The sequence below is a fragment of the Bradyrhizobium sp. cf659 genome (assembly GCF_900113725.1).
In the GTDB taxonomy this organism is placed as follows: domain Bacteria; phylum Pseudomonadota; class Alphaproteobacteria; order Rhizobiales; family Xanthobacteraceae; genus Bradyrhizobium.
This window is the reverse complement of sequence record NZ_FOQJ01000002.1, coordinates 425,109-437,108: the sequence shown is the minus strand read 5'-3', so window position 1 is coordinate 437,108 and position 12,000 is coordinate 425,109. Positions and strand designations below refer to the sequence as shown.

Sequence of the window (12,000 nt, the reverse complement as noted above, 5' to 3'; positions counted from 1 at the left end):
GGCGTGGCCGTGCGCTGGCTCCTGGAGATGAGCGACAGCAAGGCTGACTTTTTTGCAAGGTGACTTTCTGTTAACCATATCGGCCGGGCGCGGGGCGTGCGAGCAGCGGGACATGCTTCAGCGGAACATCCCAGGGAGCAACGGCATGACGTTTGCCGGGAGACTGAGCGTTATCACCGCGTACCTCGCTATGGCCTTCGTCGGCGCCATCGTGCTCGGCATGATCTAGCGGCTTCAGCCCACCGCCTCGAATGTTGCTTCTTCTTCTTCCTTCTCCCCTTGTGGGAGAAGGTGGCGCGCGTAGCGCGACGGATGAGGGGTCTGCTTCCGCAAGTTCAAGCGCGAGTGTTGCTCACGGTGAGAGACCCCTCACCCGTCTTGCCGCTACGCGGCAAGCCACCCTCTCTCACAAGGGGAGAGGGAAGAAGCGCGTGCGTATCGCGAAGAGCTACGACCGCGCGCTCCACTGCCGCGACGTCGTAACCACCTGCTCCTGCGGCTCCTCAACGCGCATCCAGTCGTTGCCCGAGCACCAGAAGCGGCCGAGAGCGCAGGCCTCGACGTAGAGCCTGCCGGCACTCTTCAGAGTCATCCTCGCATAATAGGTGTTGCCGGTGGAGCGGCTGTAGATGCTGCCGGTCCAGACGTCGTGCGATTTCTGCTTCATGTTGACGAGCACGCTCTCGCCCCTGCTCGACGCCTCGGTCAGCGCATAGCCGCACAGCGCGGAGCCGCAGCGTTCGATGCGGACCGTGCCCTTGGCGCCGTCGCTTTCCCACTGCCCGAGCGGCATCCCGGGCGACTCGTCGTCACTGCGCTGCGCGATCGTCGTGGCCGGCCTGATCTCGGGCTTCGGCGCGACGACCGGCGGCTCCATGCGCGGCGGATCGAGCGCGATCGCCTTCGGCGGATCCACGCGCGACAGCTCAACCCGTGGCGGATTGGGGCTCAGGGCCTCGCTCCTTGGTGCCTCGGATCTTGGCGCCGGCGGCAGCACAACGGGCTGCGACGTCGTCGCGGCGACGACGGGAGGTGACGGCGCGACCGCAATCGCCTGTGGCGGCCGGGCCGGGGTTGCCGGATAGAGCGGCTGCGGCGATGTGACGGGCGGAGCGGGTGTCGTGGCGCCGTCCTCCGCCGGCCGAAGGCGGCGATTGGCGGAAATCGAGACGCAGGAGGCGGATCGGCAATTCCCGGGCGCTTCGACATGGAACCGGTGGCCGCCCATCGAGAAGGAGTAGGAACCGGCCTGGGCTGAAGGCGCAACCGCCAGCAGCGCGATCAATGTGCCAAGCGAAGTCGCAAGCCGCGTCATCGGCGCCTCCCTCTCCTCTGTCGCGACGACGTTACGCAGATGAACTGCAGCTGAATGTGCGCTGGCTCACCCAAGCGCGCGCGAGCCATTGTGACGTCCATCACGGAAGGCTGGACGGGCCGGGCGTAGGGTCGAACCACGCATCATCCACCAGCGACTTCAGTCCATATCGGGATCACGCATTTCTCGGAGGTTGTCATGAACAAGCTCACCATCGCCGCCACCGCACTCTTCCTCGCTTCGACCGCAGCCGCGCATGCCGGCAATTCGATCTCGTTCCAGATCGAGGGCCAGCACATCCGCATCGAGACGCCGCGCAACTGCGCCTCGCTCGACTGCGTGACCATCATCGCGCCGGGCCTGTCGGACAAGCCGATCAAGCTGAACAACATCAACCTCAAGGGCCTCGGCTCCAAGGACGATGACGTCGACACCACGCCGGCTCCGGCCACCACCACCGCACAGCCCGCGCCGGCTCCGGTGCAGCAGCAGCCCGTGCAGCAGGCGCCGGTCCAGGCGACCGCGCCGGCCGCGCCTGCGGTTGCCGCCCCGGCAGCTCCCGCCACGACGGTTGCCGCCGCTCCGTCCGTCGGCCTCGACAACACGGTGCAGCCCGCACCCGCTGCGGCTCCGGTTGCGGCGCCCGCGCCGGTCGCCGTTGCTCCCGCGCCCGCTCCGGCTCCGGTGGCCGCTGCGCCGGCGCAGGTCGCCAACACGCCGATCGGCATCTGGGCGACCGAAGAGAACAAGGGCAACGTCCGTGTCGAGCAGTGCGGCGCCAATCTGTGCGGCTACGCGCAGAAGACCAATGAGCGCATCCTGATCAACATGAAGCCCGATGGTTCGAAGTGGAGCGGCCGCATCCACGATCCCGACTCCGGCCGCAACTACGACTCGACGATCGCGATGAAGGGCCCGAATGCGATGCGCGTGCAGGGTTGCGCCTTCGGCGGCATGTTCTGTGGCGGCCAGACCTGGAAGCGCGTGAGCTGACACCGAAGGTGTCATCCCGGGGCGATGCAAAGCATCGAACCCGGGATCTCGCGCCACAAACGCGCACCACAACTTCTAGATTCCGGGTTCGCGACTTTGTCGCGCCCCGGAATGACGAGCGAGAATAGACCGCCATGTCCCTGATTCGGGGACGTGGCGTTTGAACGTTCGCCCCGTCCATGCAACAGATGTTCATCCGCCATTCAGCTGCATCAGGCTGAAATCGGCCGTTCTCGCCTCGCGTTTCTCACCGGGACCTTTTCGTGACTTCATTGGTGGCTTGGCGCCGCTTTGTGTTTGCGATTCCGCTGCTGGCCTTGCCGCTGGCCGGCGCGAGCGGGGCGTTCGCATCCGATGCAATCGAGCTCGCACAGGCGCAGCCGCAGGCCCAGCCGGCGCCAACCCCTTCCCCGACGCCCGCAGCCTCGCCGACGCCGGCTACGGACGCGCAATCCGCCGCCGTCGAGCCGATCGGCAACGTCGCGACCGTGACGGGGATCGCGACCGTGATCCGCGACAAGAATTCCTATCCGCTGCGCGTGCGCGACGACATCTATCTCAACGACGTCGTGCAGACCTCGTCGAACTCCTCGCTCGGCATCACCTTCAACGATGCGACCACGTTCAACCTCTCCGCCAGCGCCAGGATCACCATCGACAATTACGTCTATGAGGACGGCGGCAAGCAGAATTCGGCGATCTTCGACATCGGCAAGGGCACGGTTGCCTTCGTTGCGGCGGCGGTGGCGAAGACCGGCGACATGAAGATCGCAACGCCGACGGCGACGCTCGGCATCCGCGGCACCACCGGCGTCGTCGACGTGCCGGAAGGCGCGGCCGCGAGCCGCGCGAGCAACGTCAACATCAAGCTCTATCCCGACGCCGACGGCCGCGTCGGCCACATCGAGGTCAACGATCGCAGCAGCGGCACGCGGCTCGGCGCACTGACGCAAGGCGCTAGCGGCTTTGCGATCCGTCCCGGCGCGGGCGGCCCCGGCGGCATGCGCTTTGCGGCCGTGCCGATCACGATTGCCCCGCAGCAGATCGCGCGCGACCGCGGCTTCGTCAGCCAGGTGCATCTGGCGCAGACCACGGGCCGCCAGATCGTCACCGAGCAGCGCGACTTCCGCCGCGCCAATCCGACCGCGATCAGCCGCATTCCGCGGCCGGCGCAGCCGCCGCAGCAGCAACAATTGCGGCCGACGACGGCGCCCGGCCAACAGCCGCAGCGACCCAACGGTCAGCCCGGCCAGAACAACCGTCCGGGTCAGCAGCAGCCGGGCACGCCAAACCGGCAAGGCACCCAGCCGCCGCAGCGGCAGGGCCAAGGACAACAAGGACAACAAGGACAAGGCGGCGCGGTCCAGCCGGGTACGCCGCGCGCGGGCCAGCAGCAACACGGTCAGCAGCAGGGTGCGGGCCGGCCGGCCGGCGCACCGCGCACCGGACCCGGCACGCAGCCCGGCGGCACGCCGCAAACCCTGCCGCCGCGCGCCGGCCAGACTCCCGTGCAGCCCGGTGCAGCCGTGCCGCCGCAGCCGGGCACGACACCGCAGCCGCAAACGCCGCGCACCGGATTGCAGCCGGGCCAGCCGCCCGCAGTCCAGCAGCCAGGCGGCATCCAGCGCCAGGGCGGATTCCAGCAGCGCCTCGCAGCGCCGCGCAAGCCGGCGCCCGCTCCGAAGGAGAAGAAAGAGCGGCGGTGACTCTTCCTTCTCCCCTTGTGGGAGAAGGTGGCGCGAAGCGCCGGATGAGGGGTTGCCTCAGCGAACCCCCGTCAAGAGATTCATACGCGGAGAGAGACCCCTCACCCGTCTCGCCGCTCCGCGGCGAGCCACCCTCTCCCACAAGGGGAGAGGGAGTGCACACCGTCAGCGCGGTGGCTGTTTCCGCAGCAACACTGTATGAGCAGCTACCAGCTGCCTCCTCCGTCATTGCGAGCGCAGCGAAGCAATCCAGAGTCCCTCCGCGGAAATATTCTGGATTGCTTCGCTGCGCTCGCAATGACGACCTGGTTAGAGCTCGCGCGATCCAACCACGCTAACTCGCGGATACGTCCTCACCCGCAAGCGGGGCGAGGTAAGCACAACTCACGCCTCGCCGCGCAGCCAGGCTTTCACCTTTTGCAACAAGCCATGACGCAGTTCATCGACTGACGCTGCTTCGGCGGGCGTCAGCGTCTGCAAGGCTGCATCGACGTCGCCGCGCGCCGGCGGCGGCTCGGGTGCGGGCGGAGATGCAAGGCCGGCGGCGGCGATCGCGATCGGGCCGATCTGCATCAGGAAGGCGCGCTCATATTCGCGCGACAGGCGCGCGATTGCATCGTCCAAAGTCAGCCAATCGACCGCCTTGATGTCGTTCATCAGCTTGCGGACCGGCCCGCCCTCGGCCTCCATCCGCCAGAAGTGCACGGCCTTGGAGCGCCCGCCCGACTGGTAGACGAGCGTGCCCAGGAATTCGTGGATGGCGACCTCGTGACCGGTCTCTTCCAGCACCTCGCGGTGCGCGGCCTGTTTCGGCGTCTCGCCGTCGTCGAGCTTGCCCTTCGGCAAGACCCATTCGTTGCGCTTGCGCTGGCGCACGACTGCAATCAGCGGCGGCGCGCCACGCCGCAGCACAATACCCCCCGCCGCCATCACCGGCGCCCGCGCCATCATCAAATCCGTGTCGATCTATTCGTCCCCGCCGACCATATAGGCGGCGGGGGCGGCGGATTGAAGGCTACTTTCTTCCGAGCAGCGCTTGACCGGCGCGGATACGGGTGCCCTCGGCGATGCCGTCGCAGAATTTGAAATCGCCGGGTGCGAGGATGATGATGGTCGAGCCGTGCTCGAACCAGCCGAGCTCCTCGCCCTTGCTCACGTTGACGTCGCAGGGGAAGTTGACCGGGCCCTTCGTCTGCGCGTTCAGCACCATGTCGAGGAAGTGCAGGCGGATGCTCGCGACCAGGATCGCGGCGACCGGCACCAGCGTCACGGCCTCGCCGGTGGACAGATGCGTCCGGATCACCGCGCGCTCGTTCTTGCAGAAGAGACGCTCGACCCGCTTCAGCGCGATCGGGTTGACGTTCCAGACATCGCCATGGATCAGCGTGACGCGCTCGATATGGGCGTCATAGGGCGCGTGGAAGCGGTGATACATGCTCGAGGTCAGCCGCAGCGTGACGAAGGAGCCGTTGCGGTGCTGGTCCACCAGGGCGGAATCGCCGAGCAGGTCGAGCAGCGAATAGGGCGCGCCCTTGACCTGGAACAGCTCGGTATCCGCGATCCGGCCATGCGCGCCGACGATGCCGTCGGAGGGGCTGGCGACGATGGAGGGGTCCGGATCGAACGGACGCAGGCCCGGCTTCAGCTCCCGGGTGAAGCAGTCGTGCAGGCTCTTGAAATGCATTTTCCGTGCCTCCGACAGGTCGAGGTCGGAGAACAGCTTCCACAGCGAGATCGAGACGTCCCGCACAAACGGATTCTCGATCTTGGAGAACCAGCCCATGAAGCGGGTCAGCGCGGCGCGTGGGATGCGGTTGGTCAACAGGAAGTTGAGGTCTTCCTGCTGGGTGAAAGAGGCGATGAGGGCTTTGACTGTCATGAATCTGTCAGCTCGCAGTATTAGCGCTTGTTGTCATGGAAACGACACTCCCGATTCTCTCGATGTCCGTGGCCGCCGCAGCGTCTGCTGCCGCCGCCTTCCCGAAGCTCAAGGCGCGGATCGAACTCTCCCGCGCCAAGCACCGCTCGCTCGCCGGGCACTCCAAGATGTCGCGGCGGGTGGCGCGGCTGCTCCCGTTCTACGAGTTCGGAGAGAACGACTACTTTGCCTGCGACGGCGCGCCCGCGAATATCGCGGCCCGGCGCAAGGACGGCTTCTTCCGCCTCGCAAGCCTCTACGCCGAGCGCTACCCGAAGGGGCGCGCGATGACGAAGGAAGCCGCGGAAAAGATCTCCGACCTGAACTTCACCGAGACCTACCGCGTGCCGTTCCAGTTCTCGCGCCTCGTTCGCGAGCACCTGGGCACCTCGACCTTCATGGAGTCCTCGCGCGGCGTCACCGTCACGGATGTCGACGGCAACACCTCCTACGACCTCACCGGGTCCTACGGCGTCAACATCTTCGGCAACGACTTCTACAAGGAGTGCATCGAGGGATCCGAGAAGCGGGCGCATGCGCTTGGGCCGGTGCTCGGCCCCTATCACCCCGTCATCCTCGATAACGTGACCCGGCTGTGCCAGATTTCCGGCCTCGACGAGGTCTCCTTCCACATGTCCGGCACGGAAGCCGTGATGCAGGCGGTGCGGCTCGCGCGCTACCACACCAGGCGTACGCACCTCGTCCGCTTCGCCGGCGCCTATCACGGCTGGTGGGGCGACGTGCAGCCCGGCGTCGGCAATCCGATCACCGCGCACGAGACCTACACCCTCGCCGAGATGTCGGAGAAGACGCTGCACGTGCTGAGGACGCGGCGCGACATCGCCTGCGTGCTGGTCAATCCGCTGCAGGGTCTGCATCCCAATGCCAACGCGCCCGGCGATTCCTCGCTGGTCGACAGCTCCCGGGGCGGCAATTTCGACCGCGCGGCCTATACCGAATGGCTGAAGAAGCTGCGCGAGGTCTGCACCGAGCGCGGCATCGTGCTGATCTTCGACGAGGTCTTCGTCGGCTTCCGCCTCGCTGCCGGCGGCGCCCAGGATTATTTCGGCGTGCGCGCCGACATGGTGACCTACGGCAAGAGCCTCGCCGGCGGCCTGCCGGTCGGCGTGGTCTGCGGCAAACGCGAGCTGATGCGCCGCTTCCGCGACGATCGTCCCGCCGACATCTGCTTCGCCCGCGGCACCTTCAACTCGCACCCCTACGTCATGACGGCGATGGACGAGTTCCTGAGCCGGCTCACCAGCCCGAACTTCCGCGCCATCTATGACGGGCTGGAGGCGACCTGGAACGGCCGCGCGCAAAAGCTCAACCAGATGATGATGGAGGCTGACCTGCCGGTGCGGTTCGCCAACTTCTCGTCGATCTGGACGGTGAAATACACCACGCCGTCCCGTTACAACTGGATGCTGCAATACTACCTGCGCGCCGAAGGCCTGGCGCTGAGCTGGGTCGGCACCGGACGGCTGATCTTCAGCCTGAACTACACCGACGCCGACTTCACCGAGGTCGCCGAACGCTTCGTCCGCGCCGCCGAAAAGATGAAAGCCGACGGCTTCTGGTGGCACGACGGCGCGCTCACCAACAAGCAGATCAAGCGGCAGATCCTGAAAGAGATGCTCGCCAAGCGCTTCGGGCGCTGAGGCTTTTCGCTGCGCCGCGAGCACCGCCCTTTCCTCTCCCTCTCCCCGCTTGCGGGGAGAGGGTTGGGGTGAGGGGGAGTCTCCGCGGGGACGGTGAAAGTTGGCGAGCGATCCGGAAGCAGCGCCCCCGCGGAGAGCCCCCCTCACCCGGATCGCATCTTCGATGCGCTCCGGCCTCTCCCCGCACGCGGGGAGAGGCGAACGAAGCACCGCGTTCGGGACCCCCAAGACGTGGATGCCCGGCACGAGGCCGGGCATGACGCAACCATCAGACATCGGAGTGTTGTGTGTACGCAGCGTGCTCAGGCGTGCTGCTCTTCGAGCGTGGGCTCGGAGATCAGGCCCAGCGTGTGCTCGGGGTTGAGGTGCAGGCCGGGGTCCATCAGCTCGCCGCGCATCAGGGCGAGCGGCGCGCTGCGATAGAGCATTAGATCGTGGAAGGGGTCGGTCAGGATCTTGGTCATCCAGACGAGGCCGGTCTCGACGTCGCGGATGAAGAACAGGTGCACGGTGCGGAACAGAAGACCGCCGCCGCCGACCACGAGCCAGATCTTGGCGACCTGCCGCATGAAGTCGGTCGCGCTCGCCCAGGGCGTGAACAGGCCGAACAGCGTCGGATCGGCAAGCAGCACCAGCGGCGAGGCCGCCCAGATCGCCATCAGCACCACCTTGCGCTGAAGGTTGTAGCCGACCTTGATCTCTTCCTTGTACTCGTGCGTCGCCTGGTTGATGTGGTCGTAAGTGTGCGGCTCGAAGAAGAAGTGGCCGGCCTGGCGCGAGGTCATCGAGACCAGCCAGCCGACCAGCGCCGAGATCACGGGATCGACGAACAGCCAGACATAGGCGAAGAGGAAGCTCAGCGCGCTGACGAAGTGCAGGCTCTGATTGATGCGGCTGTGGTGATAGTAGCGATGGTCGTCCCAGCGCTGGATCCGCAGCTGCTCGAGATAATTCTTGATCATGCTCTCCCCCAAAATGCTTTCGGGTACGGGATTACAGGGATTCGATGTACGCCGTGTGACATCATCATTTTGTCATGTGACGGTGTGCAGCGGCGCGATGACGCACGCGAACGCTAACGGCGGCTCACGCTGCCTTCCTCACGCCGCCTTGGCGACGTCGACCTTGCGGAAGCGCACCAGCGAGAAATGGCCGAGCGGCGGAATCAGGCGGCGCTCGGCGAGCTCGATGCCGTTGGCACCGGCGAGCCACTTGGCATAGCGCGACCAGGCGAACTCGGCGGTGCGGAAGCCGAGCGGACGCACCACCGGCTGCAACTTCTGCTCGATGAAGCGGCGCATGCCGGCGTCGGCGCTGACGCGGGTCAGGATGATCAGCTCGCCGCCGGGGCGCAGCACGCGGGCGAATTCGTCGAGCGCCTTCTCCGGATTCGGCACGGCGGTGACGACATATTGCGCCATCACGACGTCGAAGGAATTGTCGGGGAATTCGAGCTTCTCGGCGTCCATCACCGCGAGGCCCTCGACGTTCTTCAGCTTGCCCTCGGTGACGCGCTGGCGCGCCTTGTCGAGCATCGCTTCCGAAATGTCGGTGCCGAAGATGCGCAGGTGCGGCGCGTAGAGCGGCAGCGAGATGCCGGTGCCGACGCCGACCTCGAGCACGCGGCCGCCGATCTTGTTGGTGGCCGCGATCGCCGCCTGCCGGCCCTTGGCGAACACGCCGCCGAACACGAGATCGTAGACGGGCGCCCAGCGATCGTAGGCCTGCTCGACCGTGCCGCGGGTGAGGTCAAGCTGCTGGGTGCCGTCAAGGTTCATGATCTTAGCCATCGGTGAGGTTCTCGCTGTGGGTCAAAGGTAAGATCAACCGCGCACCGGCCGCCGCGCCATCACCGGCGAGGCGCGCAGGATGCGGCTGGGCTGGAGTGAGGTGAGGTTGCCAACGAACTGGCGCGCGCTGTTCTCCCAGGAGCGCTCCAGCGCGAAGTTGCGGCAGGTCTCGCGCGACATGGTGAGTGCGCGCAGGCACGCGGTGCGCAGATCGTGGTCGATCGCGCCGATCGGGTGATCGGCGATGACGTCCTTGGGCCCCGTCACCGGAAACGCCGCAACCGGCGTGCCGCAGGCGAGCGCTTCCAACTGCACCACGCCGAAGGTGTCGGTCAGGCTCGGGAACACGAACACGTCGGCAGCCGCGAGATGCGCGGTCAGATCCGCGCCCTTCTTCTCACCGAGGAAGACCGCATCCGGATATTTCTTCTCGAGCGCCGCCTTCTGCGGGCCGTCGCCGACGACAACCTTGGTGCCGGGCAGGTCGAGCGCGAGGAACGCTTCGAGATTCTTCTCCACCGCCACGCGGCCCATGGTCATGAAGATCGGGCCCGGCAGGTCGAGCTTGGCCGGAGCGTCGGGATGGAACAGCTCGGTATCGACGCCGCGCGTCCAGAAGCCGAGCCGCTTGAAGCCGCGCTCGGACAGCTCCTGCCGCAGCGACGGCGTCGCCACCATGGTCATGGCCGCGGCATCGTGGAAGTGGCGCAGCACGGCATAGCCGACGCTCGCGGGAATGCCGGTCCGCACCGACACGTATTCCGGAAAGCGCGTCGTGTAGGAGGTGGTGAAGGCGAGCCGGTTGCGGCGGCAATAGGCCCGCGCGGCCCAGCCGATCGGGCCTTCGGTCGCGATGTGCAGCGCTTCGGGCGCAGCCTTCTCGATCCGCCGCGCGATCTCTTTACGGCTCGGCAGCGCAATGCGCAGGCCCGGATAGGTCGGCAGCGGCCACGACGGGAAGCCGTCCGGCGTGAGGAAGTCGATCTCGACGTCGAGGGCCTTGGCGGCGCCCGCCAGCGAAGTCAGCGTCCGGACTACACCGTTAACCTGCGGATGCCAGGCGTCAGTCGCGATTAATACCCGCATGGGAAAATCCCGAGAGTTTGATGATTCTCGGCTTTCGACCATCAACCATGGATATTTCAGGCGTGTGACGTCACAGAAGTGTCGGCCGGCTGTTTTGTTGGGCACCGGACTCGGGCGGCCACGAAACTGTCATGAAACAATCCTTGCCGCGATGAAACCGTTTTCGGTTTTCCGCGCAAACGTCCCGAAACTTATTGCCGTTAGTGATCTACGCAACGGAGCACCGCAATGGTGCCGCGGTGGACAAACACCGAGCAAACAGGGGCGATCACATGTTCAATCTGGACACGTTCAAGACGTATTCGCGCGCCGTTGCTTTCGGCGCAGTCGCTGTCACCGCGATCGCATTCGCAGGTCCGGCCAAGGCCGCGCCGGTGCAGCTCTTTCCCTTCTTCCAGCCGCTGCCCCCGATGGCCGCGCCGCAGCCGATCCAGCCCTTTCAGCCCTACCAGGCGACGCCTTACCAGGCAGCTCCCTCCGAGGACCAGGACGCGGTCGAGATGCCGGCCCGCTTCCGCCGCCAGACCGTTTCCTACGCGACGCGCGAAGCGCCGGGCACCATCATCATCGATACGCCCAACACCTATCTCTATTACGTGCTGGGCAACGGCCAGGCCGTTCGCTACGGCATCGGCGTCGGCCGCGACGGCTTCACCTGGTCCGGCATCCAGTCGGTGACCAAGAAGGCCGAGTGGCCGGATTGGACCCCGCCGCCGGAGATGATCGCCCGCCAGCCCTATCTGCCGCGCCACATGGCCGGCGGCCCTGGCAACCCGTTAGGCGCCCGCGCCATGTATCTCGGCGGCACCATCTACCGCATCCACGGCACCAACGCCCCCGAGACCATCGGCAAGCACGTCTCCTCCGGCTGCATCCGCATGACCAACGACGACGTCACCGACCTCTACTCCCGCGTCAACGTCGGCACCAAGGTGATCGTGCTGCCGATGACGGAGCGCCGCGCGGACCTCGGCGCCGCGACGCGCTAAAGCGACAGGACATTGTGACGCAAACGGCCCCGGAACCCACCGGGGCCGTTTTCGTTGGCCCTCGACATCCCGATGCGCGCTTGCAGCGGCGCGATCCCCGATGGAGGCGCAGATGCAATCCCGCCTGCAAACATCGCCAAGCCCATGGCTGCGCTCGATCGCCGGCGCCGGAGCTTTGACGCTGCTCCTGTTCGCGCCCTCCTCGCTCGCCCAGCAGCCGGCGAACGACGAGGCAGCTCGGCAGGCGTTCAACAATTCCTGCCGCACCTGTCACTCGGTGAAGGAGGGCGACAATCGCCTGGGCCCCAATCTCAGCAAGATCGTCGGACGGAAGGCAGGCTCGCTGCCCGACTACAACTACTCTGCGTCAATGAAGGAGGCCGGCTTCGTCTGGGACAAGGACAAGCTCACCCGCTTCATCATCAAGCCGGATGAAGTCGTCTCCGGCCACAAGATGCAGCCCTATGGCGGTGTCTCCGCGGACGAAGCGGCCAAGGTGGTTGCGCATCTGCAGGCGGCGGTCAGCCGATAAGATTGCGACA

11 protein-coding genes are annotated in these 12,000 nt (G+C 66.3%); 5 read left to right on the top strand and 6 right to left on the bottom strand.

Annotated features, from left to right (window positions below; all coding sequences use genetic code 11):
- Positions 1-448: 448 nt before the first annotated feature.
- Entirely contained in the window at positions 449-1,315 is an 867-nt protein-coding gene (locus BM118_RS11215) for a DUF2147 domain-containing protein (RefSeq protein WP_092185161.1), read from the bottom strand.
- A 198-nt stretch (positions 1,316-1,513) separates the two neighbouring features.
- Here BM118_RS11215 and BM118_RS11210 point away from each other — a divergent pair, with 198 nt between their 5' ends.
- Together BM118_RS11210 and BM118_RS11205 are read left to right on the top strand one after the other, a co-directional pair.
- Complete coding sequence (locus tag BM118_RS11210) at positions 1,514-2,308, top strand: DUF2147 domain-containing protein (RefSeq protein ID WP_092185148.1); 795 nt, start codon at positions 1,514-1,516, stop codon at positions 2,306-2,308.
- Between the two features lie 272 nt (positions 2,309-2,580).
- On the top strand, positions 2,581-4,014 hold the full coding sequence (locus BM118_RS11205) for a FecR domain-containing protein (protein WP_177234290.1): 1,434 nt from the start codon (positions 2,581-2,583) through the stop codon (positions 4,012-4,014).
- 384 nt (positions 4,015-4,398) lie between these two features.
- Here the strand turns inward: BM118_RS11205 and BM118_RS11195 are convergent, their stop codons facing one another.
- On the bottom strand, positions 4,399-4,962 hold the full coding sequence (locus BM118_RS11195; RefSeq protein ID WP_092186135.1) for an NUDIX hydrolase: 564 nt from the start codon (positions 4,960-4,962) through the stop codon (positions 4,399-4,401).
- Positions 4,963-5,029: 67 nt separating this feature from the next.
- Positions 5,030-5,893 carry an archaetidylserine decarboxylase gene (gene asd / locus BM118_RS11190; RefSeq protein WP_092185144.1) on the bottom strand — a complete coding sequence of 288 codons (864 nt, stop codon included), beginning with the start codon at positions 5,891-5,893 and terminating at the stop codon, positions 5,030-5,032.
- A 35-nt stretch (positions 5,894-5,928) separates the two neighbouring features.
- On the opposite strand from asd, the gene BM118_RS11185 reads away from it, so the two are divergent.
- Positions 5,929-7,593 carry an aminotransferase class III-fold pyridoxal phosphate-dependent enzyme gene (locus BM118_RS11185; protein ID WP_092185143.1) on the top strand — a complete coding sequence of 555 codons (1,665 nt, stop codon included), beginning with the start codon at positions 5,929-5,931 and terminating at the stop codon, positions 7,591-7,593.
- A 302-nt stretch (positions 7,594-7,895) separates the two neighbouring features.
- Here the strand turns inward: BM118_RS11185 and BM118_RS11180 are convergent, their stop codons facing one another.
- From BM118_RS11180 to BM118_RS11170, 3 genes are all read right to left on the bottom strand, one after another.
- On the bottom strand, positions 7,896-8,555 hold the full coding sequence (locus BM118_RS11180) for a hypothetical protein (RefSeq protein ID WP_092185142.1): 660 nt from the start codon (positions 8,553-8,555) through the stop codon (positions 7,896-7,898).
- Between the two features lie 138 nt (positions 8,556-8,693).
- On the bottom strand, positions 8,694-9,383 hold the full coding sequence (locus BM118_RS11175; protein WP_092185141.1) for a class I SAM-dependent methyltransferase: 690 nt from the start codon (positions 9,381-9,383) through the stop codon (positions 8,694-8,696).
- Positions 9,384-9,416: 33 nt separating this feature from the next.
- Positions 9,417-10,469, bottom strand: coding sequence for a glycosyltransferase family 4 protein (locus tag BM118_RS11170; protein ID WP_177234202.1), 1,053 nt, complete (start codon positions 10,467-10,469; stop codon positions 9,417-9,419).
- Between the two features lie 272 nt (positions 10,470-10,741).
- On the opposite strand from BM118_RS11170, the gene BM118_RS11165 reads away from it, so the two are divergent.
- Both BM118_RS11165 and BM118_RS11160 read left to right on the top strand, forming a co-directional pair.
- A complete protein-coding gene (locus tag BM118_RS11165) occupies positions 10,742-11,458 on the top strand; it encodes a L,D-transpeptidase (RefSeq protein WP_177234201.1) in 717 nt (238 codons plus the stop codon).
- A gap of 112 nt (positions 11,459-11,570) precedes the next feature.
- The gene (locus BM118_RS11160; RefSeq protein WP_177234200.1) at positions 11,571-11,990 is read left to right on the top strand and encodes a c-type cytochrome; all 420 of its coding nucleotides are present in this window, start codon (positions 11,571-11,573) and stop codon (positions 11,988-11,990) included.
- Positions 11,991-12,000 lie beyond the last annotated feature (10 nt).

Coding starts and splice junctions, on each gene's coding strand:
- BM118_RS11160 (WP_177234200.1), top strand. CDS start 11,571: ATGCAATCCCGCCTGCAAACATCGCCAAGCCCATGGCTGCGCTCGATC.
- BM118_RS11195 (WP_092186135.1), bottom strand. CDS start 4,962: ATGGCGCGGGCGCCGGTGATGGCGGCGGGGGGTATTGTGCTGCGGCGT.
- BM118_RS11175 (WP_092185141.1), bottom strand. CDS start 9,383: ATGGCTAAGATCATGAACCTTGACGGCACCCAGCAGCTTGACCTCACC.
- BM118_RS11210 (WP_092185148.1), top strand. CDS start 1,514: ATGAACAAGCTCACCATCGCCGCCACCGCACTCTTCCTCGCTTCGACC.
- BM118_RS11185 (WP_092185143.1), top strand. CDS start 5,929: ATGGAAACGACACTCCCGATTCTCTCGATGTCCGTGGCCGCCGCAGCG.
- BM118_RS11180 (WP_092185142.1), bottom strand. CDS start 8,555: ATGATCAAGAATTATCTCGAGCAGCTGCGGATCCAGCGCTGGGACGAC.
- BM118_RS11165 (WP_177234201.1), top strand. CDS start 10,742: ATGTTCAATCTGGACACGTTCAAGACGTATTCGCGCGCCGTTGCTTTC.
- asd (WP_092185144.1), bottom strand. CDS start 5,893: ATGACAGTCAAAGCCCTCATCGCCTCTTTCACCCAGCAGGAAGACCTC.
- BM118_RS11215 (WP_092185161.1), bottom strand. CDS start 1,315: ATGACGCGGCTTGCGACTTCGCTTGGCACATTGATCGCGCTGCTGGCG.
- BM118_RS11170 (WP_177234202.1), bottom strand. CDS start 10,469: ATGCGGGTATTAATCGCGACTGACGCCTGGCATCCGCAGGTTAACGGT.